This window comes from Pseudomonas sp. 5P_5.1_Bac1 (assembly GCF_025466015.1).
Taxonomy (GTDB): domain Bacteria; phylum Pseudomonadota; class Gammaproteobacteria; order Pseudomonadales; family Pseudomonadaceae; genus Aquipseudomonas.
In genome coordinates this window covers 1-22,614 of sequence record NZ_JANLNX010000084.1, presented here as the reverse complement: position 1 = coordinate 22,614, position 22,614 = coordinate 1, and the positions used below count along the sequence as shown (strand labels likewise).

General features: G+C 64.6%; 21 protein-coding genes. 9 read left to right on the top strand and 12 right to left on the bottom strand.

The features are described from left to right. The first annotated feature begins 37 nt into the window (after positions 1 to 37). Genes pqqB through NTD82_RS17615 form a run of 5 tightly spaced genes read left to right on the top strand, consistent with a single transcriptional unit; the run spans position 38 to position 4,909 of the window. Positions 38 to 949: a pyrroloquinoline quinone biosynthesis protein PqqB gene (pqqB, locus tag NTD82_RS17635; RefSeq protein WP_095156176.1), complete on the top strand. Its 912-nt coding sequence runs from the start codon at positions 38 to 40 to the stop codon at positions 947 to 949. A 14-nt stretch (positions 950 to 963) separates the two neighbouring features. Next, positions 964 to 1,719 carry a pyrroloquinoline-quinone synthase PqqC gene (gene pqqC, locus NTD82_RS17630; RefSeq protein ID WP_262129616.1) on the top strand — a complete coding sequence of 252 codons (756 nt, stop codon included), beginning with the start codon at positions 964 to 966 and terminating at the stop codon, positions 1,717 to 1,719. Further along, complete coding sequence (gene pqqD, locus NTD82_RS17625) at positions 1,716 to 1,991, top strand: pyrroloquinoline quinone biosynthesis peptide chaperone PqqD (protein WP_095156178.1); 276 nt, start codon at positions 1,716 to 1,718, stop codon at positions 1,989 to 1,991. Before pqqC ends, pqqD begins: the two co-directional genes overlap by 4 nt. Further along, positions 1,963 to 3,123 carry a pyrroloquinoline quinone biosynthesis protein PqqE gene (gene pqqE / locus NTD82_RS17620; protein ID WP_410017064.1) on the top strand — a complete coding sequence of 387 codons (1,161 nt, stop codon included), beginning with the start codon at positions 1,963 to 1,965 and terminating at the stop codon, positions 3,121 to 3,123. The genes pqqD and pqqE overlap by 29 nt, the downstream gene beginning before the upstream one ends. Further along, the gene (locus NTD82_RS17615; protein WP_262129614.1) at positions 3,089 to 4,909 is read left to right on the top strand and encodes a S9 family peptidase; all 1,821 of its coding nucleotides are present in this window, start codon (positions 3,089 to 3,091) and stop codon (positions 4,907 to 4,909) included. Before pqqE ends, NTD82_RS17615 begins: the two co-directional genes overlap by 35 nt. Before the next feature lie 39 nt (positions 4,910 to 4,948). Here NTD82_RS17615 and NTD82_RS17610 read toward each other — a convergent pair whose 3' ends face one another. The 3 genes from NTD82_RS17610 to NTD82_RS17600 form a co-directional block, all read right to left on the bottom strand. After that, positions 4,949 to 5,107: a YqaE/Pmp3 family membrane protein gene (locus NTD82_RS17610; RefSeq protein ID WP_003177654.1), complete on the bottom strand. Its 159-nt coding sequence runs from the start codon at positions 5,105 to 5,107 to the stop codon at positions 4,949 to 4,951. A gap of 170 nt (positions 5,108 to 5,277) precedes the next feature. Further along, positions 5,278 to 6,558: an aspartate aminotransferase family protein gene (locus NTD82_RS17605; RefSeq protein WP_262129613.1), complete on the bottom strand. Its 1,281-nt coding sequence runs from the start codon at positions 6,556 to 6,558 to the stop codon at positions 5,278 to 5,280. Next, complete coding sequence (locus NTD82_RS17600; protein WP_095156182.1) at positions 6,555 to 7,253, bottom strand: MOSC domain-containing protein; 699 nt, start codon at positions 7,251 to 7,253, stop codon at positions 6,555 to 6,557. The genes NTD82_RS17605 and NTD82_RS17600 overlap by 4 nt, the downstream gene beginning before the upstream one ends. Before the next feature lie 103 nt (positions 7,254 to 7,356). Here NTD82_RS17600 and NTD82_RS17595 point away from each other — a divergent pair, with 103 nt between their 5' ends. Further along, positions 7,357 to 8,277, top strand: coding sequence for a LysR family transcriptional regulator (locus tag NTD82_RS17595; protein WP_262129612.1), 921 nt, complete (start codon positions 7,357 to 7,359; stop codon positions 8,275 to 8,277). A 228-nt stretch (positions 8,278 to 8,505) separates the two neighbouring features. On the opposite strand, the gene NTD82_RS17590 is transcribed toward NTD82_RS17595, so the two are convergent. The 9 genes from NTD82_RS17590 to bioB all read right to left on the bottom strand — a co-directional run bounded on the left by NTD82_RS17590 (position 8,506) and on the right by bioB (position 18,913). Beyond that, positions 8,506 to 10,284, bottom strand: a complete 1,779-nt coding sequence (locus NTD82_RS17590) for an acyl-CoA dehydrogenase C-terminal domain-containing protein (RefSeq protein WP_262129611.1) — start codon at positions 10,282 to 10,284, stop codon at positions 8,506 to 8,508. A 130-nt stretch (positions 10,285 to 10,414) separates the two neighbouring features. Next, positions 10,415 to 11,698, bottom strand: a complete 1,284-nt coding sequence (locus NTD82_RS17585; protein ID WP_095156185.1) for a GGDEF domain-containing protein — start codon at positions 11,696 to 11,698, stop codon at positions 10,415 to 10,417. Between the two features lie 227 nt (positions 11,699 to 11,925). Next, complete coding sequence (locus tag NTD82_RS17580; RefSeq protein ID WP_262129610.1) at positions 11,926 to 13,731, bottom strand: phenylacyl-CoA dehydrogenase; 1,806 nt, start codon at positions 13,729 to 13,731, stop codon at positions 11,926 to 11,928. A gap of 274 nt (positions 13,732 to 14,005) precedes the next feature. Further along, the gene (locus tag NTD82_RS17575; RefSeq protein WP_262129609.1) at positions 14,006 to 14,302 is read right to left on the bottom strand and encodes a pyrroloquinoline quinone biosynthesis protein PqqE; all 297 of its coding nucleotides are present in this window, start codon (positions 14,300 to 14,302) and stop codon (positions 14,006 to 14,008) included. Positions 14,303 to 14,451: 149 nt separating this feature from the next. Further along, positions 14,452 to 15,132 carry a dethiobiotin synthase gene (gene bioD, locus NTD82_RS17570; RefSeq protein WP_262129608.1) on the bottom strand — a complete coding sequence of 227 codons (681 nt, stop codon included), beginning with the start codon at positions 15,130 to 15,132 and terminating at the stop codon, positions 14,452 to 14,454. A gap of 1 nt (position 15,133) precedes the next feature. Then, positions 15,134 to 15,958, bottom strand: coding sequence for a malonyl-ACP O-methyltransferase BioC (gene bioC / locus NTD82_RS17565; protein ID WP_262129607.1), 825 nt, complete (start codon positions 15,956 to 15,958; stop codon positions 15,134 to 15,136). Next, a complete protein-coding gene (locus NTD82_RS17560) occupies positions 15,951 to 16,682 on the bottom strand; it encodes an alpha/beta fold hydrolase (RefSeq protein WP_095156190.1) in 732 nt (243 codons plus the stop codon). The genes bioC and NTD82_RS17560 overlap by 8 nt, the downstream gene beginning before the upstream one ends. After that, complete coding sequence (bioF, locus tag NTD82_RS17555; protein ID WP_262129606.1) at positions 16,675 to 17,847, bottom strand: 8-amino-7-oxononanoate synthase; 1,173 nt, start codon at positions 17,845 to 17,847, stop codon at positions 16,675 to 16,677. The genes NTD82_RS17560 and bioF overlap by 8 nt, the downstream gene beginning before the upstream one ends. A gap of 7 nt (positions 17,848 to 17,854) precedes the next feature. Continuing rightward, on the bottom strand, positions 17,855 to 18,913 hold the full coding sequence (gene bioB, locus NTD82_RS17550; RefSeq protein WP_262129605.1) for a biotin synthase BioB: 1,059 nt from the start codon (positions 18,911 to 18,913) through the stop codon (positions 17,855 to 17,857). A gap of 90 nt (positions 18,914 to 19,003) precedes the next feature. Here bioB and NTD82_RS17545 point away from each other — a divergent pair, with 90 nt between their 5' ends. The 3 genes from NTD82_RS17545 (at position 19,004) to NTD82_RS17535 (ending at position 22,531) form a co-directional block, all read left to right on the top strand. Beyond that, positions 19,004 to 19,741 (top strand): ComF family protein, encoded by a 738-nt coding sequence (locus tag NTD82_RS17545; protein WP_262129604.1) that lies wholly within the window; start codon positions 19,004 to 19,006, stop codon positions 19,739 to 19,741. 59 nt (positions 19,742 to 19,800) lie between these two features. Further along, positions 19,801 to 20,565 carry a TOBE domain-containing protein gene (locus NTD82_RS17540; RefSeq protein ID WP_262129603.1) on the top strand — a complete coding sequence of 255 codons (765 nt, stop codon included), beginning with the start codon at positions 19,801 to 19,803 and terminating at the stop codon, positions 20,563 to 20,565. A 64-nt stretch (positions 20,566 to 20,629) separates the two neighbouring features. Then, positions 20,630 to 22,531 carry a PhoX family protein gene (locus NTD82_RS17535; protein ID WP_262129602.1) on the top strand — a complete coding sequence of 634 codons (1,902 nt, stop codon included), beginning with the start codon at positions 20,630 to 20,632 and terminating at the stop codon, positions 22,529 to 22,531. The last annotated feature ends 83 nt before the right edge of the window (positions 22,532 to 22,614 follow it).

Below are 22,614 nucleotides of genomic sequence, written 5' to 3'. Positions count from 1 at the left end.
GAGGCGTTTTCATTTTCAGACGGGGCAGGAGTAGGCCATGTACGTCCAGATTCTAGGTTCCGCCGCCGGCGGTGGTTTCCCGCAGTGGAACTGCAATTGTCCCAACTGCAAGGGCTACCGCGACGGCACGCTGCGGGCCAAGGCACGGACGCAATCGTCCATCGCCCTGTCCGACGACGGCGTGCACTGGATCCTCTGCAACGCCTCGCCGGATATCCGCGCCCAACTCCAGTCGTTCGCCCCGATGCAGCCGGCCCGCGCCGTGCGCGACAGCGGCATCGACGCGATCATCCTGCTCGACAGCCAGATCGACCACACCACCGGCCTGCTCAGCCTGCGCGAAGGCTGTCCGCATCAGGTCTGGTGTACCGAGATGGTCCATCAGGACCTGACCACCGGCTTCCCGCTGTTCAACATGCTCGAACACTGGAACGGCGGCCTGGCCTGGAACCGCATCGAACTGGACGGCAGCTTCACCATCGACGCCTGCCCCAACCTGCGTTTCAGCCCTTTCCCACTGCGCAGCGCCGCACCGCCCTACTCGCCGCATCGCTTTGACCCACACCCCGGCGACAACCTCGGGCTGATGGTCGAAGACCTGAGCACCGGCGGCAAACTGTTCTACGCGCCGGGCCTCGGCAAGGTGGACGACAGCCTGTTGCAACGCATGCAGGACGCCGACTGCCTGCTGGTGGACGGCACCCTGTGGAACGACGACGAAATGCAGCGCCGCGGTGTCGGCACCCGCACCGGCAGCGAAATGGGCCACCTGCCGCAAAACGGCGCCGGCGGCATGCTCCAGGTGCTGGAAGGCTTCCCCGCGCAGCGCAAGGTGCTTATCCACATCAACAACACCAACCCAATTCTCGATGAGGACTCGGCCGAGCGCGCCGAACTGGACCGCCGTGGCGTGGAAGTCGCCTTCGACGGCATGAGCATCGAACTCTGAGGAGCCGCTAGGTAATGAGCGACGCGAAACCGCTGTCCCCCGCCGAATTCGAGCAGGCACTGCGCGCCAAGGGCGCCTACTACCACATCCACCACCCTTACCACGTGGCGATGTACGAAGGCCGCGCGACCCGCGAGCAGATCCAGGGCTGGGTCGCCAACCGCTTCTACTATCAGGTGAACATTCCGCTGAAAGACGCGGCAATTCTCGCCAACTGCCCGGACCGCGACGTGCGCCGCGAATGGCTGCAACGCATCCTCGACCACGATGGCGCACCCGGTGAGGACGGCGGCATCGAAGCCTGGTTGCGCCTGGCCGAGGCGGTGGGGCTGGACCGCGAGCAGGTGCTGTCGCAGGAACTGGTTCTGCCCGGCGTGCGGTTCGCCGTGGACGCCTACGTCAACTTCGCCCGCCGCGCCTGCTGGCAGGAAGCGGCCAGCAGCTCGCTGACCGAACTGTTCGCGCCGCAGATCCACCAATCGCGGCTGGACACCTGGCCGCAGCATTACCCGTGGATCGACCCGACCGGCTACACCTACTTCCGCAACCGCCTGAGCCAGGCGCGGCGTGACGTCGAACACGGTCTGACCATCACCCTGCAGCACTACACGACGGTAGACGGCCAGCAGCGCATGCTGGAAATTCTCCAGTTCAAGCTGGATATTCTCTGGAGCATGCTCGACGCCATGAGCATGGCCTACGAACTCAACCGCCCGCCCTATCACAGCGTCACCGACGCGCGGGTCTGGCACCGGGGGATCGCCCTATGAGCCTCGACCGATACCTGACGCCGCGCTGGCGTCCCGGCTACCGCTTCCAGTACGAGCCGGCGCAGAAAGCCCACGTGCTGCTGTATCCCGAGGGCATGATCAAGCTCAATGAAAGCGCCGCGCTGATCGGCGAGCTGATCGACGGTGAGCGTGACGTCAACGCGATCATCGCCCTGCTCGACGAGAAATTCCCCGGCGTGCCCGAGCTTCCCGAAGACATCGAGCAATTCATGGAGGTGGCCCGTGCCGAACACTGGATCACCCTTGAGTGAGCAACCGGGCAAACCCGAGGTCGGCCTGCCGCTGTGGCTGCTGGCCGAGCTGACCTACCGCTGCCCGCTGCAATGCCCGTACTGCTCCAACCCGCTGGACTTCGCCGCCCAGGGCCAGGAGCTGACCACCGAACAGTGGTTCAAGGTGATGGCCGAGGCGCGGGAAATGGGCGCGGCGCAACTGGGCTTTTCCGGCGGCGAGCCGCTGGTGCGCCAGGACCTCGCCGAGCTGATCGGCGAAGGCCGGCGACTGGGCTACTACACCAACCTGATCACCTCCGGCATCGGCCTGACCGAGGACAAGATCGCCGCCTTCAAGAAGGCCGGGCTCGACCATATCCAGATCAGCTTCCAGGCCAGCGACGAACAGGTGAACAACCTGCTCGCCGGCTCGAAGAAGGCCTTCGCGCAGAAGCTGGAAATGGCCCGGGCGGTGAAAGCCCAGGGCTATCCGATGGTGCTGAACTTCGTCACCCACCGGCACAACATTGACCGCATCGACCGCATCATCGAGCTGTGCATCGCCCTCGAAGCCGACTTCGTCGAGCTTGCCACCTGCCAGTTCTACGGCTGGGCGCACCTGAACCGCGTCGGCCTGCTGCCGACCCGCGCGCAACTGGAGCGCGCCGAGCGCATCACCAACGAATACCGCGACCGGCTCAAGGCCGAAGGCAACCCGTGCAAACTGATCTTCGTCACCCCGGACTACTACGAAGAACGCCCCAAGGCCTGCATGAACGGCTGGGGCAGCGTGTTCCTCACCGTCACCCCGGACGGCACGGCCCTGCCCTGCCACGGCGCGCGGCAACTGCCGGTGCAGTTTCCCAACGTGCGCGAGCACAGCATGCAGCACATCTGGTACGACTCCTTTGGTTTCAACCGCTATCGTGGTTATGACTGGATGCCTGAGCCGTGCCGCTCGTGCGATGAAAAGGAACGTGATTTCGGTGGCTGTCGCTGCCAGGCGTTCATGCTCACCGGCGACGCCAGCAAGGCTGATCCGGTGTGTGCCAAATCGGCGGACCACGGCATGATTCTCGCGGCGCGGGAGGAGGCCGAGACCGCCAGCCTGACCATCGACCAGATGACCTTCCGCAATGACCGAAACTCCCGACTCATCGCTCGCGGCTGAGCGCTTCAGCGCCGACCAGGCCGTCGCCGCCGGCACCGACTTCGCCGAACTGAAGGTCGGTGCCCACGGCCTGTTCTGGAACGAATTCCGCCCACTCGACGGCGCCTGCCGGATCTGGCACTGGCGCAACGGACTGGCCCGCTGCCTGACCCCGGTCGGTTTCAGCGTACGCAGCCGGGTTTACGAATACGGCGGCGGCTCGTTCTGCCTGAGCGACGACGGGCTGGTGTTCGTCAATGAAAGCGATCAGCAGCTCTACCGCCAAGCCCTCGACGGCACACCGCCGCAAGCCCTGACCCAAGGCCAGCGCCGCTATGGCGACCTGCTCTGGGCCGCCGGCCGGCTGCTGGCGGTGGAAGAAACCCACGCCCCCGAACAAGTGGAACATCGGCTGGTCGCCATTGCCGCCGACGGTGATCGCGAGGTACTGGCCGAAGGCGCGGACTTCTACGCCGCGCCGACCTTGAGCGATGACGGCCAACGCCTGGCCTGGATCGAATGGAGCCGGCCCGACCAGCCCTGGACCGCGACCCGGCTCTATGTTCGTGACGGGCAGCAAGCGCCACGCTGCATCGCCGGCGACGCCAGCCCGCAGTCACTGCAACAACCGCGTTTCGACCGCGACGGCCGGCTTTACTGCCTGTCCGACCGCAACGGCTACTGGCAACCCTGGGGCGAAATCGACGGCCAGTGGCAGCCGCTGCCCGCCGCCAACGCCGACCATGCCGGCGCGCCGTGGCAACTGGGCGCCAGCACCTGGCTGCCGGTGAGCGATGGCTATCTGGCGAGCTGGTTCGAAAGCGGTTTCGCCCGCCTCGGTGTGCGCACGGCGAACGGCGAGCTGGACGACTTCAGCGGCGACTACAGCCGCTTCCGCAGCCTCGATCTGGACGACACGTCGATCTACGCCATCGCCGCCTCACCGGTCAGCCCGCCAGCGGTGATCTCCATCGACCGTCATAGCCATGAAGTCCAGGTGCTGGCCGGCGGCGTGCTGCCGTTGCCCGCCGAGGGCATCAGCCGCCCGCGCGGCTTCAGCTACCCGAGCGGCGACGGCGAGGCTCACGGTTTCTTCTACCCGGCCATGAACGGCAGCGGCCCGACGCCGCTGATCGTGTTCATCCATGGCGGGCCGACCTCGGCCTGTTATCCGGTGCTCGACCCGCGCATTCAATACTGGGCACAGCGCGGCTTCGCCGTGGCCGACCTCAATTACCGCGGCAGCAGCGGCTATGGCCGGGCCTACCGGCAGGCGCTGCACTTGCGTTGGGGCGAGGTGGACGTGCAAGACGCCTGCGCGGCGGTCGCGCACCTGGCGGCTGAAGGCTTGGTCGATGCGGCCCAGGCGTTTATCCGTGGTGGCAGCGCGGGCGGCTACACCACCCTGTGCGCCCTCGCCTTCCACGACGTATTCCGCGCCGGCGCCAGCTTGTATGGCGTCAGCGATCCCGTTGCACTTGCCCGGGCCACGCACAAGTTCGAAGGGGATTATCTGGACTGGCTGATCGGCGACCCGCAACGGGATGCCGAGCGCTACCACGCCCGCACGCCGCTACTGCACGCGGGAAACATCAAGGTGCCGGTGATTTTCTTCCAGGGCGAACTGGATGCGGTGGTAGTGCCGGAACAGACCCGCTCGATGTTGGCGGCGCTGAAGGCCAATGGGATCGAGGCGGTGGGACATTTCTATCCGACCGAGCGGCATGGGTTCAGGACGGCAGCGAACCTGGCGCATGCGTTGGAGGAAGAGTGGCGGTTTTACTGCAAGGTTTTGGGCGCGGGTTGATGGCCTCATCGCTGCGATGCGGCGATGAGGCTCAAAAGCTCAGCGCTTGGCGATGATATACACCGCATGCACGATCCCCGGAATGTACCCCAGCAGCGTCAGCAAGATGTTCAGCCAGAATGCGCCGCCAAACCCCACCTGCAGAAACACCCCCAACGGTGGCAGGAGGATGGCGATGATGATGCGGATGAAGTCCATGAAACATCTCCTCGAATGATGTCCTGTTCTGACCCCGGCCTCTGCGCCGTGGTTCCCACAGCATAGCCAGTCGCCATTGCCGAAAAAAAACGCCCCAGACCAAAAACAACAGGTCCGGGGCGACGCGCAGGAACGCGAGACGGTTCGTTTGATTCGTTACTGAGCCGGAGTCAGGCGTTGGCCTCGCGGCGCCGGCTCAGTTGTGCGGTGTGGACACGGGAGAAGGCCCGGGCCAGACGCAGCAGCATTTCGTCGACATTGCCGTGGCTGACGGTCAGCGCCGGCGAGAAGCGCAGCACATTCGGCTGCGGCGCATTGAGCAGCAGGCCTTCCTGCAACGCCGCCTTGACCACCTCGGCCGCCAGCGGCTCGTTCAGTTCCAGCCCCCACAACAGGCCTTGGCCACGGACTTCGCCCTGGCCGTAACGTCCGGCCAGACGGCTCAAACCGTCACGCAGGTGACGCCCGGCGTCTTGCACCTGGCTGAGGAAACCGCTGTCCAGCACCGTTTCCAGCACCGCAAGACCTGCCGCGCTCATCAGCGCGTTGCCGTGGTGGCTGCCTTCCAGTTCACCGGCCTCGGCGCAACAAGCGGTGCCGCGAGCCAGCAGCGCGGCGATCGGCACGCCGCCGCCGAGGCCCTTGCCGAGGGTCAGAATGTCGGCGCGCACGCCGTAGGTGTGTTCGGCAAGCAGTGCACCGCAGCGGCCGACGCCGGTCTGCACTTCATCGAGGATCAGCAAAATGCCCAGCTCGCGGCACAGCCGCTCCACGCCCTTGAGGTAATGCTGGGTCGCCGGGATCACACCGGCCTCGCCCTGAATCGGCTCCAGCATGATCGCCACGGTGCGCGAGTCCACTGCCGCATGCAGCGCCGGCAGATCGTTGAACGGGACTTTGCTGAAACCCGGCAGGCCCGGCTCGCAGCGGTTGCACGGCAGCGGGTCGGAAGCGGCCAGCGCCCCGAGGCTACGGCCATGGGTCGCCTGGCTGGCGGTGATGATGTGGTAAGCGCCGTTGCGATGAAGCTGACCCCATTTGCGCGCCAGCTTGATCGCCCCTTCACAGGCTTCAGCGCCGCTGTTGAGCAGATAGGCCTGGTCGCTGCCGGTGCTCTGGCACAGCAGATTGACCAGCTTGAGCTGGCCGCGGTTGTGAAACCCCGCGCCGGAATGGATCAGCGCCTGGGCCTGGCCGCTCAGGGCCTGGACCAGTGCCTTTGGGCTGTGGCCGAGGCTGTTGACCGCATTGCCCTGAGTGAAGTCGAGGTAGGCCCGGCCTTCGCTGTCCCACAGCCAGGAGCCCTGGCCACGGACGAAGACCTGCGCGGCACGTTCGACGGCTGGCATCAGGTGCTCGCGAGACAGCGGGTCGACGGGGTCGGCCAGCGCCGGAGCCGGCGCCGCTTCGACGGCGCGTGCCGCCTGGCGCCGCAGGTTGAACAGGTTCATGCGCGCAGTCCTTCCAGTGGCAGGCCGAGCAAGCGTGCGCTCCAGTCTTCGACCCTGCCGCTGCGCAGACGCTTGATCGCGATATCGCGCCAGCGTGACGACAGGGCCGGACAATCCACCAGCTTCTTCAAACCCGCATGCTCCAGAGGTTCACGGTAAAAAGTGTGCAGCGCCCAAGCCACGGTGAGGCCGGGATAACTGCGCTGTATCAGTTCAAACGGCTCGTCGGCGCTGACGAAGCCGGGCTTGAGCACCCGGTAGAACCAGCCGCAGCGGCCGCTGTCCTGCGCCTGTTGCGGCAGCTCCGACAGTCCCCAGCGGTGGCTCAGGCGATAACAGGGCGAGCGCGGCTGGCTGATTTGCAGCAGCGCCCCGCCCCAGCGGAACAGGTCGCCCAGGCACACCTGTTCTTCGGTGACGCCGTGGGTCGAGAGGTTTTCGCCAAACGCCGGTGCCCGCCAGTCGATCTGTGGATAACGTTTCCGCCACCAGGCGTAGTGCTCGGCCGGATAGTGGTGCAGGGCCCGTTCCGGGCCGGTATGGAAACGTGGGTCGCCGTGTTCATCGCTTCCAAGCCCCTGCGGCCATAACCAAAGCCGCCGCGCAACCTCTTCCTTATCGATATCGGTCATCAAACCGTGACCGAGATTCTTTGCCTTGCCTATGTAAACGCCATCCACATATACGGTGTTCATCGCGCCTTCTGGCCCTGTAAACCTTGTGAATACGGGCATAGACTAGGCGTCTCGGGCCGTCGCGGCCATTTCGTTTTTCGAGCTTTTTCGATAAGTAGAAGTTATGGATTTTCGCCAACTGCGTTATTTCGTCGCGGTGTATGAAGAAGGCCATGTCGGCCGCGCCGCCGAGCGCCTGTCGCTGTCCCAGCCCGCGCTGTCGCAGCAGATCCGCCAGCTCGAGCACAGCCTCGATGTCAGCCTGTTCGAGCGCGGCAACAAGCGCCTGCTGCCGACCCTGGCCGCGCACACCCTCTACAACCACGCCGTGCCCCTGCTCGACGGTCTGCAGCGGGCCCGCGAAGCACTGCGCAACTTCAAGGGCCAGGCCCTGCGTACCCTGGCCATCGGCGTGCTGCAAACGGTACGGCCGAGCCTGGTGCCGCAGTTGCTTGACCGGGTGCGCAAGGCCCAGCCGCACCTGGTGGTGCAGATCTACGAACTGTCGGGGATGGAGATCGAACGGCGTCTGCTCAACGGCACGCTGGACATCGGCATCAGCTACCTGCCGCCGCGCCAGGCGGGGCTGCACGGGCTGCTGCTGTACGAAGACGAGTTACAAGTCGTGATTCCGCACACGCACCCGCTGCGCGAGTTCAAGAAGGTCTCGCTGAAACAGGCCGCCGAACTGCCGATGATCCTCCTCGGCGAGGAATTCCAGGTGCGGCAGATCTGGCAGGGGCAACTGGCCAACCTGGGCCGGCGCCCACAGGTGCAAGCGGAAATGAACAATATGGGCGGGATACTCGACAGCCTGGCGCACACTTCGCTGGCGACGGTGTTGCCGGGGCGGGCGCAGGAGGGGTCGGAAGATCCGGAACTACTCTGGAAGCCGTTGAGCGAGCCACGGGTGCCGCTGAAGGTCGGGCTGGTGTTCCGCGATGCTCAGCGTCAGCAGGCGTCGGTGGAACTGCTGCACACGCTGCTGGAAGAAGAGATCGCCCCGCGGCCGATGGGCCTGTCGCCGCTGGATGTACTGGGATAAAAACGCAGGCAAAAGAAAACCCCGCCGAAGCGGGGTTTTGCAGACTGTTTCCCTTTTGACTTCCCTTTCGCCCCACCATCCTGGTGAGAATCCTTCGTTCATCCCTGGTTGTTCATTGCGCGTCCTGCGCGACGTCCATGTGAGAAAGATTAACTGTGGATCCAATATTCCGGAAGACGCCAAAGACCACCACGCCATGTAAGTAAATGCTTACATGGCGCATTTACGTCAGAACTGCTCGGCGTCGAGCAGGTACAGCGACTCGCTACCGGCCTTGACCGAGGCGCACAGCGACTGCAAACGCGGCAGCAGGCGGGCGAAGTAGAAGCGCGCGGTGCCCAATTTGCTGGCGTAGAACGTGTCGTCGCCCTGCTTGGCCAGCGCGGTGCGCGCCATCAACGCCCACATGTAGGCGTAGGCGGTGTAGCCGAAGGCGTGCAGGTATTCCACCGAAGCCGCACCAATCTCGTTGGGGTTGCCCTTGGCGCGATCCAGCACCCAGGCGGTCAGTTCGTCGAGGTCATTCAAGGCGGCGTTGAGCGGCGCGGTGAACTCGGCCAGTTCGCTGCCCGCCGTGGCGGTGAAATGGCGAATCTCGTCGGCGAACAGCGTGTAGAACGCGCCGCCGCTGCCGACGATCTTGCGGCCCACCAAGTCAAGTGCCTGAATGCCGTTGGTGCCTTCGTAGATCTGGGTGATGCGCACATCGCGCACCAGTTGCTCCTGGCCCCATTCGCGGATGTAGCCGTGGCCGCCGAACACTTGCTGGCCATGTACGGCAGTTTCCAGGCCGAGGTCGGTGAGGAAGGCCTTGGCCACCGGCGTCAGCAGCGCGACCAGATCCTCGGCGCGCTTGCGGGTGGTCGCCTCCTCGCTGAACTTGGCGGTGTCCAGTTGCATGGCGACGTAGGTGGAAAACGCCCGGCCGCCTTCATTCAGGGCTTTCATGGTCAGCAGCATGCGACGCACGTCCGGGTGGACGATGATCGGGTCGGCGACCTTGTCCTTGGCCTGCGGGCCAGTTGGCGCGCGGCTCTGCAGACGGTCACGGGCGTACTCGACGGCGTTCTGGTACGAGCGCTCGGCCGAGGCCAGGCCCTGGATACCAACGCCCAGGCGCTCGTAGTTCATCATGGTGAACATGGCCGCCAGGCCCTTGTTCGGCTCGCCGACCAGATAGCCGACCGCTTCGTCGAAGTTCATCACGCAGGTGGCCGAGGCCTGGATGCCCATCTTGTGCTCGATCGAACCGCAGGTGGCCGGGTTGCGCGCGCCCAGGCTGCCGTTGGCATTGACCAGGAATTTCGGCACCAGGAACAGCGAGATGCCCTTCGGACCGGCCGGGGCGTCCGGCAGCTTGGCCAGCACCAGGTGGATGATGTTCTCGGTGAGGTCGTGTTCGCCGCCGGTGATGAAGATCTTGGTGCCGCTGACCTTGTAGCTGCCGTCGGCCTGCGGCTCGGCGCGGGTGCGGATGATGCCGAGGTCGGTGCCGGCATGCGGCTCGGTCAGGCACATGGACCCGGCCCAGACGCCGGCGTACATGTTCGGCAGGTATTGTTCCTTCAACTCGTCGCTGGCGTGGGCGTTGATCGACAGGCAGGCGCCGGCGGTCAGCATCGGGTACAGGCCGAAGGACAGGCTGGAGGAGTTGACCATTTCCTCGACCTGGGCCGAGACCACCTTGGGCATGCCCATGCCGCCGTACACCGGGTCACCGCCAACGCCGACCCAGCCGCCTTCGGCGTAGGTGCGGTAGGCCTCGATGAACCCGGCCGGGGTGCGTACTGCGCCGTTGTCCCAGTGGCAGCCTTCTTCGTCGGCGGCGCGGCTCAGCGGCGCGATGCTCTTGCCGGTGACCTTGCCGGCTTCTTCCAGCACCGCCATGGCGGTGTCTTCGTCCACCGTCTCGGCCAGCGCGGGCAGATCGGCCCACAACTTCGAGACTTCGAAGACCTCATTGAGGACGAAGCGCATATCGCGCAGCGGCGCTTTATAGTCAGCCATGGCAACCTCTCAAACCGTGAGTCGTGGGCGATCCCATTGTAGGACCGGTACTAAGAACCAAGGTCCAAAGTCTAACCCAACAACTTTTGCGACACATAGGGTCATCAAGAGACCGAACAGTCAGTTACGGTCACGCCACGCGCATCGCTCCACGCCGATCTTTTTGCCCATGGGCCATCACACAGTTGCGTCCCGCGCCTTTGGCGCTGTAGAGCGCCTGGTCCGCGGACTTGAGCACTTCGTCCGGGCCGCGGTGCTCGGGCTGGCGTTCGCAGGCGCCGATACTGACGGTCACCGAAACGCTGCTGGCGCCCGCCGTGCCGCGGCGCTGGCGACCTTGCTGGTCGTCCTGCGGGCGGTTGTCCTGATTGCGCAACTGGATGGCGTAGTTGGCGATCATCTCGCGCACCGCTTCCAGGTGCGGCATGCATTCCTCGATGGTCTTGCCGGCAAACACCAGGGCGAATTCCTCACCGCCGTAGCGATAGGCACGGCCGCCGCCGGTCACCTTGGACAGCTTGCTCGCCACCAGGCGCAGCACCTGGTCACCGACATCGTGGCCATGGGTGTCGTTGAATTTCTTGAAGTGGTCGACGTCGGTCATCGCCAGCACATAGTTGCGGCCCAGGCGCTGCATGCGCTCGTTCAGCGCGCGACGACCGGGCAGGCCGGTGAGTTCGTCGCGGAAGGCCATCTGGTAAGCCTCGTGGGACACCGCGGCGGCGATCATCAGCATCACCTGGCTGCACATGATGTTCAGGGTGAACGGCAGGATGAACGTCTGCGGCAACATCCAGAAAATGCCGATCAGGCCAATGATCTGCGCCGCATGCAGGGGCCGCGGCTCGCGCAGGTACTGCACCACCAGCACGACGAAGGCGAGGAAAAACACCGGGTAGGACAACTGGATCAGGCTCATCCATTTCCCGTGCAGCGCCGGCCAACGGATCTCCGCCAGCCAGCCCAGCAACGCCTGTGGGTAACTCTGCTCCAGGCCCAGCGCCACGCTGCCCACCGCCAGCAGCACGGCGAAGCGCGCCACCATGTCCTGGAACAGGTGGGTGCGTTCCTGCCAGGCGCCGAACAGCGCGAACAGGATCGGCAACAGCAGGCAGACGAGGTGGAACACCACCGCCGCATCTTCGCGGACCCGGCCGTTGTCACGATAGAAATCAGTCTGGGTGTCGAGCAGGTAGTAGGCGATGTACACGGTGATCATCAGGAACAGCTCGCGCTGACGCCGATACACCGCGCAGTAAGCGCCGCCGAGCAGCAGCACCAGGGTCGGCAGCACGTTGAACAGCGACGTGAAGAACACCGACAAGTCCCGCACATAGGCGGCCGCGAGCCCGGACAGCAGCAAGCAGGCGCCGGGAAGGAAGTGACTGACTTTTACAGCGGAAAAACGGAACAAGAGAACTCTCCGATCCAGCAGATCGATAATGTCATTGTGCCTCTACTGTATCGGCAATGCACATGAATAGATAAATTTTTGACGTCAATTTCTTTAACGGCAGCAATAGCCTGAAGCTTGAACCTCATCTGTTGGATCAAACCGGCCTCATCGCCGGCGACAGGATTTCAGCAGACAAAAAAAACGCCTGCCGGTTAGGGCAGGCGTTTTTGGGTACAGCAGAGCAATCAGTAAGACAGGCCGAAGTTCGCTTCGTCCATCGCCATCAGGTTGTTCGCACCGGACAGCATGGTGGCAACGTGAGTGCGGGTACGCGGCAGGATGCGCTGGAAGTAGAAGCGCGCGGTCTGCAGCTTGGCGGTGTAGAAGGCTTCTTCGCTGGTGCCGGCAGCCAGTTTCTCGGCCGCCAGGCGGGCGATGTCAGCCCAGAAGTAGGCCAGGCAGGCGTAGCCGGAGTACATCAGGTAGTCCACCGAAGCGGCGCCGACTTCCTCGCGGTCCTTCATGGCGGCCATACCGACCTTCATGGTCAGTTCGCCCCACTCTTTGTTCAGCGCGGCCAGTGGCTCGACGAATTCCTTGGTGGCTTCGTTGCCTTCCTGGTTCTGGCAGAACTTGTGGACGATCTTGGTGAAGCCCTTCAGCGCTTCGCCTTGGGTCATCAGGACTTTACGGCCCAGCAGGTCCAGGGCCTGGATGCCGGTGGTGCCTTCGTACAGCATGGAGATACGGCTGTCGCGAACGTTCTGCTCCATGCCCCACTCGGCGATGAAGCCGTGGCCGCCGTAGATCTGCACGCCGTGGTTGGCGGCTTCGAAGCCGACTTCGGTCATGAAGGCCTTGGCGATCGGCGTCATGAAAGCCAGCAGTGCGTCGGCTTTCTTCTTCTCTTCTTCGTCCTGGCTGTACTTGACGATGTCCACTTGCTTGGCAGTGAAGTAGACCATGGCGCGGTTGCCTTCGGCGAAGGCCTTCATGGTCAGCAGCATGCGGCGCACGTCCGGGTGGACGATGATCGGGTCAGCCGCTTTTTCCGGTGCTTTCGGACCGGTCAGCGAGCGCATTTGCAGGCGGTCGCGGGCGTATTTCAGGCCACCCTGGAAGGCCACTTCAGCGTGGGCCAGGCCTTGCAGCGCGGTCCCCAGGCGAGCGGTGTTCATGAAGGTGAACATGCAGTTCAGGCCCTTGTTGGCTGGGCCAATCAGGTAGCCGGTGGCGGCGTCGAAGTTCATCACGCAGGTGGCGTTGCCGTGGATGCCCATCTTGTGTTCGAGGGAACCGCAGGAAACAGCGTTGCGCTCGCCGATGGTGCCTTCGGCAGTCGGCAGGAACTTCGGCACGATGAACAGGGAAATGCCTTTGGTGCCGGCCGGTGCATCGGGCAGGCGGGCCAGGACGATATGGACGATGTTGTCGGCCATGTCGTGTTCACCAGCGGAAATGAAGATCTTGGTGCCGGTGACTTTGTAGGAACCGTCGGCCTGAGGTTCGGCCTTGGTGCGCAGCATGCCCAGGTCGGTGCCGCAATGCGGCTCGGTCAGGCACATGGTGCCGGTCCATTCGCCGGACACCAGCTTGGTCAGGTAAGCCTCTTGCTGCTCGGGGGTGCCGTGCTCGGAGATGGTGTTCATCGCACCGTGGGACAGGCCAGGGTACATGCCCCACGACCAGTTCGACTCGCCAACCATTTCGCTGACCGCCAGGCCCAGCGACTCGGGCAGGCCCTGGCCGCCGTGATCGACGTCATGCGCCAGGCTCGGCCAGCCGCCTTCGACGAACTGCTTGTAGGCTTCCTTGAAACCGGTAGGGGTTTTCACGCCCGACTCGCTCCAGGTACAGCCTTCCAGGTCACCAACGCGGTTCAGCGGGGCCAATACCTGTTCACAGAACTTGGCGCCTTCCTCGAGGATGGCATCCACCATGTCAGGCGTGGCGTCCTGGCAACCCGGCAGGCTCTGATAGTGCGCTTCATAGCCGAGCAGTTCATCACGGACGAAACGAATATCACGCAAGGGGGCTTTGTATTCAGGCATAGCGATGAACCTCTGCTGATGAATCCTGGATGGGGTGGGAGAGACCGCGACACACCGACCAGCTCTTGGCGGCTTTCGGTCAAACAGTTGTTTGAAACATACGTTTACGCCGAAAGCTTGTCAAGCACCCCGCCGGTGGCACTTTTGTCATCCTCCGTTTGCATGAAACCCTGGAAGAAAGTGTAGAAAACACGCAGCCGAACGCCCGGCACAATTGCCAAGGCGCTGATGAATAAAGGGTATCGGGGAAAGATGAAGCCTGAAGCGGCGGGCCTCAGGCGTAGGTATCGATCAGCGTGCCGAGCATTTCGTCCGACGCTTTGGCCACTTTGACACCGAGTTCGACCTGCTGCTTGCCCAGGGCCTGCTCAACGGTGTTGGTGGCCAGGTCCAATTGCTGGCTGCGATCGACCGAACGCAGGCGCTCGGCCTGGTAGTCGCTGGACTGGCTGGTGACGGACCGCTCGACGGTGCTGTTGGCGATCTGAGTGGCAGCCTGATCGACGCGGTGCTGACCGGCCTGAATGGCGCCCAGGCCGGCATAGAATGCGGAACTGCCCGAGATTTCCATTTCAATACTCCAAAAAGCTTGAAGGCGAGAGTGGCAATACAGTGGCTATTGAAGCAGAGGCCGGCGCAAAAGGCCCGTCAAAAACACTAATGGCACCCTGCCCTGCAATAGAGAACCGCTAGCGACCGACCAGACCTTGCACGGTCGCGTCAGTCCAGCAGGTCGATTTGCAGATGCTCCGCCACCGCTTCCGCGCTCGCCGGCTTGAGCCGTGGCACACGTCCCAGACAGGGTGCGGGCAGGCGCTCGGCAAGGCTGGCGAGGTTCTCTTCCAGCCGCGAGGTGCGCGAATCAATGATGTTGGCCACCCAGCCCGCCAGTTGCAGGCCATCGCGGCCAATTGCCTCGGCGCTGAGCAGTGCGTGGTTGATGCAGCCCAGCCGCACGCCGACCACCAGAATCACCGGCAGCTTCAGCGCCACCGCCAGGTCGGACAGATTGGCGTGGTGCGACAGCGGTACCCGCCAGCCGCCCGCGCCTTCGATCAGGGTGAAATCCGCCTGCCGGGCGAGAATCTCGCGCATCGGGCCGAGCAGGCCCTGCACGCTGAGCTCGATACCGGCTTCGCGGGCGGCAAGGTGCGGCGCGATGGCCGGCTCGAAAGCAAAGGGATTGATCTGTTCGTAGGGCAACTTGATCGAACTCTGCGCGATCAGTGCCAGGGCATCGGCATTGCGCAGGCCCTTGGGCGTCACTTCGCAGCCCGAGGCCACCGGCTTGGCGCCGAGGGTGCTGAGGCCGGCCAGTTGCGCCGCATGCAGCAGGCCGGCGGCGACGGTGGTCTTGCCGACATCGGTATCGGTTCCGGCGATGAAATAGGCCGCGGTCATGTCACTCCCCTTGTGTCAGCGGCTTGTGCAAAACCCCGTACACCACCTGATAGGTGGCCGGCAGGCCTTGCGGCTGGCGGAACTGCTCGTAAGCCCGCAACAGCCCCTGCATCCGTGCCCGTCCGGTCAGTCCGGTGGGTCGACCGGGGTTGAGATTGTGCGCGCCGAGTGCTTTCAATTCATGGGTCAGACTGCGCACATCAGGGTAGTGCAAGACATGCGGTTGTGCATGCAGCCCCAGAACCTCAAGGCCGCTCTCGCCGCACAGGCGCTGATAATCCTCGAGCCGGCGGAAACGATTGACATGCACCAGCCCATCCACCGCCTCCCAGCTTGCCCGCAGCTCATGCAGGGTGCCAACGCACAGGCTGGAGAAGGCCAGCACGCCACCCGGCTGCAACACGCGCCGCGCCTCGCTCAGCACGGCGCGAAAGTCCGCGCACCACTGCACCGCCAGGCTGGAGAACATCAGCTCCGCGCAGCTATCCCGCAGCGGCAGCCGCTCGGCATCCCCGGCCACATGAAAGTGCGCGCCACCCGCCTCGCGGGCATGGCGCAGCATGCCTTCGGCGATATCGACAGCGACACCCAGCCCCTGTGGATAACGTACCTGCAACTGACGGCTGAAATGACCGGTGCCGCTGCCCAGATCAATCCAGCACCGCGGCTGCAGATCCTTCGGCAGCAGCCCTTGCAAGTGGCCGCCCACGGCGCGCTGCAATTCGGCGACGCTGTCGTAGCTGGCGGCGGCACGGGAAAACGACGCGGCCACCTGGCGCTTGTCGGGCAAGGCGCCGGGCAACCCCGGCAGGGATAGATCAGTCATCGCCGCTCTCGTGCAGGAAGGTCTTGATGGCCGCGGCCAGGTCTTGCGGGTATTCGAGGATGAAGGCGTGGGAAGCCTCTTCCACCAGCCCCACTTCCACATCCGGCAACAAGTCACTGAGGGCCCGGGCGGCCTTGGCCGGCACCAGTTCATCAGCACCGGCAAACAGATGCAGTTGCGGTCCGCCGTAGGCTTGCAGGGCCGCGCGGGTGTCCAGTCGGCCGAGGATTTCCAGGCCATTCACCAGCAGCACGGGATCGGTGTCCGGCACGCCGACTTCCAATTGGCGCAGAACACTTTTCTGTTCCTGCGCGCCCTTGCTGCAGAGCGATTTGAAGCGCTTGAGGGTGACGGAGGTGTGACCCCGACAACCGTCGACAAACGCCTCGAAGGTGTCCGCCGCCATGCCGTCCGGCCAGTCGGGACGAGCGACGAAACTGAGGTTGCTGGCCAGGGTCAGCAGCCCGCAGCAACGGTCACCGCGCCGCGCCGCCAACTCGGCGGCAAGCATCCCGCCCAGCGACCAGCCGCCCAGCCAAGTGTCCTTGGGCAGACGCCGGTCCAGCTCGTCGAGCCAGACGTTCGGGTCATCGCTGACCCGTTCCGGCAACGTCGCCAGTTCGACCCGAAGGCCGGCATCCTGCGCCCGCAGACTGGCCGCCAGCGGCTCCAGCGCGGCACTGCCCAGGCCCCAGCCAGGCAGCAGAATCAGATGGTTACGCATCGACAGGCTCCAACAGCGGATAGCACTCGGCCAATGCATTCAACAATAGCTGCACATGGGCCGGGCTGTGCGCGGCGGTCAGGGTCACGCGCAGGCGGGCGCTGCCGGCGGGCACGGTGGGCGGGCGAATCGCGGTCACCAAAAGGCCGCGCTCGCGCAGCATCCGCGACAGCGCCATGGCGCGTCCGGCATCGCCGATCAGGATCGGCTGGATCGGCGTGAAGCTGTCCATCAGTTGCAGGCCAATCTGCTCGGCGCCGCCGCGGAACTGGGCGATCAGCGCCGCCAGATGTTCGCGCCGCCAGTATTCGTCGCGCAGCAGGCTGAGGCTTTTCAGCGTGGCGCAGGCCAGCGCCGGTGGCTGGCTGGTGGTGTAGATGTACGGGCGGGCGAACTGGATCAGGCACTCGATCAGCTCTTCGCTGCCGGCAACGAACGCACCCGCCGTACCAAACGCCTTGCCCAGCGTGCCAACCAGTACCGGCAGTTCTTCCAGGCTCAGGCCGAAGTGCTCGGCCACCCCGCCGCCACGACGGCCCAGGGTGCCGAAGCCGTGGGCGTCGTCCACCATCAACCAGGCGCCCTTGTCGCGGCTGCGGTTGACCAGTTCCGGCAGGTCGGCGATATCGCCGTCCATGCTGAACACGCCATCGGTAACCACCAGGGTATTGCCTTCGGCTTTATCGAGGCGGTTGTCGAGGCTGTCGCCGTCGTTGTGCAAATAGCGGTTGAAGCGCGCGCCACTGAGCAACCCGGCGTCGAGCAGCGAAGCGTGGTTGAGGCGGTCTTGCAGGACCGTATCGCCCTGCCCCACCAGCGCGGTGATCGCGCCGAGGTTGGCCATGTACCCGGTGGTGAACAGCAGCGCCCGCGGGCGCCCGGTGAACTCGGCCAGGGCCTCTTCCAGTTCATGGTGCGGCGTGCTGTGACCGACCACCAAGTGCGAGGCGCCACCGCCCACGCCCCAACGTTCAGCGCCGGCACGCCAGGCGGCGATCACTTCAGGATGGTTGGCCAGGCCAAGGTAATCGTTGCTGCAGAAGGCCAACAGCGGCTGGCCATCCACCACCACCTGCGGCCCCTGCGGGCTTTGCAGCAGCGGGCGCTGACGATACAGGTCAGCGGCGCGCCGCTGTTCGAGGCGCGCACGGAGATCGAAGCTCATGGCTGCCTCAGGCCGACGCGGCGTTGTAGAACAGCTCGCTGCTCTTCTGCTCGATCAGTGCCTGCTCGATGGCGGCCTGATGCACTTCGTCGGCGTGCTCTTCGCGGGCTTCGGGCTTGATGCCCAGACGTGCGAAAAGCTGCATGTCCTTGTCGGCCTGCGGGTTGGCGGTGGTCAGCAGTTTCTCGCCGTAGAAGATCGAGTTGGCCCCGGCCATGAACGCCAGCGCCTGCATCTGCTCGTTCATCGCTTCGCGCCCGGCGGACAGCCGGACATGGGACTGCGGCATGAGAATACGGGCGACCGCCAGCATGCGAATAAAGTCGAACGGATCGACCTCCTCGGCGTTTTCCAGCGGCGTGCCGGCGACTTTCACCAGCATGTTGATCGGCACCGATTCCGGGTGTTCCGGCAGGTTGGCCAACTGGATCAGTAGGCCGGCGCGGTCGTCCAGCGACTCGCCCATGCCAAGGATTCCGCCCGAGCAGATCTTCATCCCGGCGTCACGCACATAGGCCAGTGTCTGCAGGCGCTCGCTGTAGGTGCGGGTGGTGATGATGCTGCCGTAGAACTCCGGCGAGGTGTCGAGGTTGTGGTTGTAGTAATCCAGGCCAGCATCGGCCAGGGCGACGGTCTGCTCCTGGTCGAGCTTGCCCAGGGTCATGCAGGTTTCCAGACCCAGGGCCTTGACCCCTTTGACCATCTGCAGGACGTAGGGCATGTCCTTGGCCGACGGGTGCTTCCACGCCGCGCCCATGCAGAAACGGGTGGAGCCGATGGCCTTGGCTCGGGCGGCCTCTTCCAGCACCTTTTGCACTTCCATCAGCTTCTGTTTTTCCAGCCCGGTGTTGTAGTGACCGGACTGCGGACAATATTTGCAATCTTCCGGGCAGGCGCCGGTCTTGATCGACAGCAGCGTCGAGACCTGTACGCGATTGGGGTCGAAATGCGCCCGGTGCACCATCTGCGCCTGGAACAGCAGGTCATTGAACGGCTGTTGGAACAGGGCTTTGACTTCGGCCAGGGACCAGTCGTGACGAAGCGTTGCAGTTGCGCTGGCGCTCATGGGTGTTTCCTTGTTTAGGCTTGTACTGGCGCCGGAACAGGAATGCCCCGCCAGCGCATCACGGATAGCCCGCATAGTTAAGGAAGCCTCATGCGCTGTCAACCACACAAAGAACCACCGGTTTACATCTGTACAAATAACAACCAGACCTGCTTATTGTGTGATGAAGCGTCCGAGCAGCCGCACCCGATTTGCGTGCCCTGTGAAAGCGAGCTGCCCTGGCTCGATGAACACTGCCGGATCTGCGCCCTGCCGCTGCCGATGCGCGGTCTGCTCTGCGGCCAGTGCGCGCGCCGGCGTCCGGCGTTCCGGCAGGTCGAAGCGCCCTGGCATTACGGCTTTCCCGTGGATGCGCTGATCACCCGCTTCAAGCACCAGCGCCAATGGCCGCTGGGCCGGCTGCTGGCGCAGATGCTCGGCAACTGGCTCGGCCATCGCTTCGACGAAGGCCTGCCGCGCCCGGACCTGCTGTTGCCGGTACCCATGGCAACCCGGCGCCTGCGCCAACGCGGCTACAACCAGGCGCAGATGCTCGCCGAGTGGATCAGTGCGCAACTGAAGATTCCCTGCAATTCACAACTGCTGGACCGATTGCGAGACACCCCGGCGCAACAGGACCTGAACGCCCGCGCACGCAAGCGCAACCTCAACGGCGCCTTCGCCCTCGCGACCGCGGAGGGCATCCAGGGCCGCCATCTGGCGCTGGTCGATGACGTCCTGACCACCGGCGCAACAGCCCAGGCACTGGCGCGCCTGCTGCGCGATGCCGGGGCGAAACGGGTCGATGTCTACTGCCTGGCGCGCACCCCGCGACCCGGCGACGCTTGACTTGCAGCAGGCAGGCGGGCACTTTCCTGCCGATCATCGTCATCTTTCGTACCCATCCTATGCCCTTGCCCGCGCCCCTGACCCAGCACATCGTCCGCCGTCCGCAACGTATCGGCCTGTTGCAGCACATTGACGAGCAAGGCTCGATCACCCGTGCCGCAAAAGCCGCCGGCATGAGCTACAAGGCCGCGTGGGACGCCATCGACGAACTGAACAACCTCGCCTCCCGACCGCTGGTGGAACGCAGCACCGGTGGCCGCGGCGGCGGCGGCGCCCGCCTGTCGGATGAAGGACGCCGGGTGCTGCGCCTGTACCAACGCCTGCAGATCCTGCAGGCGCAGATCCTCGAAGAAGCCGAGGACAGCAGCGACCTCGACCTGCTCGGCCGCCTGATGCTGCGCACCAGCGCGCGCAACCAGTTGCATGGCCGGGTCAGCGCGATCCATCCGCAAGGGCGCAACGACACCATCGAACTGACCCTCGCCGGCGGTCTGCGCATCGAAGCGCAGATCACCCACGACAGCACCCATCGCCTGGAGCTGGAGATCGGCACCGCGGTGGTCGCGCTGATCAAGGCCGGCTGGCTGGAACTGGCCACCCTCGACGAACCGGTGCCCGAAGGCAGCAACAGCCTGAACGCGGAAATCGAAGAATTGCTCGACGATCCACAGGGCCCCAGCGAGCTGCGCCTGACGTTGAACAGCGGGCAGATTCTCTGTGCGTTCGCCGAGCCGGAGTGGCTGCGGACCCACGGTCTTGGCGTCGGAAACGTCGTACAGGTTCGCTTCCTTCCGACCTACGTTCTTCTCGGAACACCGGTCTAAAATTCGCCATATAAATGTCATAACGGCTGATTAAGGTGACTGCCTAAACCGCAGGAAGCCTGTCATGAGCCTATTAGAAGAAAATCAACTGACCGACCTTGAGCAACTGGTCGGTCTCAGCCGTCGCCGCTTCATCGGCGCCGGTGCCTTGTGTGGTGCGGCGCTGTTTCTCGGTGGCAACCTCCTCAGCCGCAGCGTGCTGGCCGATAGCGTCAGCGCCGCCAGCAGCACCCTGCTCGGCTTCGCCGGCATTCCCGCGTCGACCGCCGATGGCATCAGCCTGCCGCCGGGCTACAAGGCCTCGGTGCTGATCAGTTGGGGCCAGCCGCTGAGCGCCAAGGCGCCAGCCTTCGACCCGTCCGGCAAGGGCACGGCCAAGGCCCAGGAAATCCAGTTCGGCGACAACAACGACGGCATGAGCCTGTTCCCCTTCCCCGGCGATGAACACCGGGCGCTGATGGCGATCAACAACGAATACACCAACTACCGCTACCTGTTCGACCACGGTGGCCAGCCCGCCAACGCCGAAGACGTGCACAAGGCCCAGGCTGCCGAAGGCGTGTCGGTGATCGAAGTGCGGCGCAAGGACGGCCAGTGGCAGTTCGTCGAGGACTCGCCCTACAACCGCCGCATCCACGGCAACACGCCAATCCGCCTGAGCGGCCCGGCCGCCGGTGACGCCTGGCTGCGCACCGCCGCCGACAACAGCGCGACCAAGGTGCTCGGCACCTTCCAGAACTGCGCCAACGGCAAGACGCCGTGGGGCACCTACCTGACCTGCGAAGAAAACTTCACCGACTGCTTCGGCAGCAGCGACCCACAGCAGGCGTTCGATGCCGCGCAAAAACGCTACGGCGCCTCGGTGACCGGCAAGGAAGTCGGCTGGCATCAGCACGACCCGCGCTTCGACCTGGCGAAGAACCCCAACGAACTGAACCGCCACGGCTGGGTGGTGGAAATCGACCCGTTCGATCCGAAGTCCACGCCGGTCAAGCGCACCGCCCTCGGCCGCTTCAAGCACGAAAACGCCGCCCTCGGCGAAACCCGCGATGGCCGCGCGGTGGTGTACATGGGCGACGACGAGCGGGGCGAGTTCATCTACAAGTTCATCAGCCGCGACCGCATCGACCACAAAAACCCCACCGCCAACCGCAACCTGCTCGACCACGGCACCTTGTATGTGGCGCGCTTCGATGAAGGCGACGGCAATCCGGGGCACCCCAAAGGCAAGGGCCAGTGGCTGGAACTGAGCCATGGCAAGAACGGCCTCAACGCCGCCGCCGGCTTCGCCAGCCAGGCGCAAGTGTTGATCCACGCGCGCCTGGCCGCCAGCCTGCTCAAAGCCACGCGCATGGACCGCCCCGAGTGGATCGTGGTCAGCCCCAAGGACGGCCAGGTCTATTGCACCCTGACCAACAACGTCAAACGTGGCGAAGAAGGCCAACCGGTGGGCGGACCCAACCCACGCGAGAAGAACGTCTACGGCCAAATCCTGCGCTGGCGCGAAACCGCGGACGATCACGCCTCGATGACATTCGACTGGGACCTGTTCGTGGTCGCCGGCAACCCCGAGGTGCATCCGGGTGCGGCCAAGGGCGGCTCGACCAACGTCACCGCGCAGAACATGTTCAACAGCCCTGACGGCCTGGGTTTCGATGCGGATGGCCGGCTGTGGATCCTCACGGATGGCGACTACAGCAACGTCGGAGATTTCGCCGGCATGGGCAACAACCAGATGCTCTGCGCCGACCCGGCGACTGGCGAAATCCGTCGCTTCATGGTCGGGCCGGTGGCGTGTGAAGTGACCGGTATCGCCTTCGCGCCGGACCAGAAGACCCTGTTCGTCGGCATCCAGCACCCGGGTGAAACCGGCGGCTCGACCTTCCCCGCGCACTTGCCGAACGGCAAGCCTCGCTCGTCGGTGATGGCGATTGTGCGCGAGGATGGCGGGGTGATCGGCGCCTGATCCCGTCACAAAAAAATCCTCTGTAGGAGCGGGGGGGGGGGGGGGGGGGGGCGCCCGGGGGGGGGGGGGGGGGGGGGGGGGGG